Origin of the sequence: Secundilactobacillus hailunensis, from assembly GCF_005405185.1 — a bacterium.
Classification (GTDB): domain Bacteria; phylum Bacillota; class Bacilli; order Lactobacillales; family Lactobacillaceae; genus Secundilactobacillus; species Secundilactobacillus hailunensis.
This window is the reverse complement of record NZ_BJDO01000140.1, coordinates 1-344: the sequence shown is the minus strand read 5'-3', so window position 1 is coordinate 344 and position 344 is coordinate 1. Positions and strand designations below refer to the sequence as shown.

The window sequence follows — 344 nt, the reverse complement described above, 5'->3', positions numbered from 1 at the left end:
CCATTGGCATCCGTACCAGTTGTCGTCTTGCTTGGATCAATGGTCGGTGTGCTGCCATCTTTTCCGGCAACACCCTGGATACCTTGAGCACCTGTATCACCCTTGGCACCCTTGTTAGCAGTGAATGTTCCAACTGTCTTGCCAGCGCCGTCAACTAATACATAGGTGGTATTGCCATCTTTATCCGTTGTCGTCTGCTTTGGATCGATAGTTGGTGTACTGCCGTCCTTACCGGCTGCACCTGTATCGCCTTTAGCACCCTGAGCCCCTTGAGCTCCAGTTGCACCGGTTGCGCCAGTGTCACCTTTAGGTGCCGTCAAGGTCCCAAGTGAATTACCTTTACT

At 52.3% G+C, this 344-nt stretch carries 1 pseudogene; it reads right to left on the bottom strand.

Features of this window, described 5'->3' with window-relative positions:
- Positions 1-344, bottom strand: a pseudogene (locus FFM73_RS12865) (exosporium protein); the annotation flags it as partial.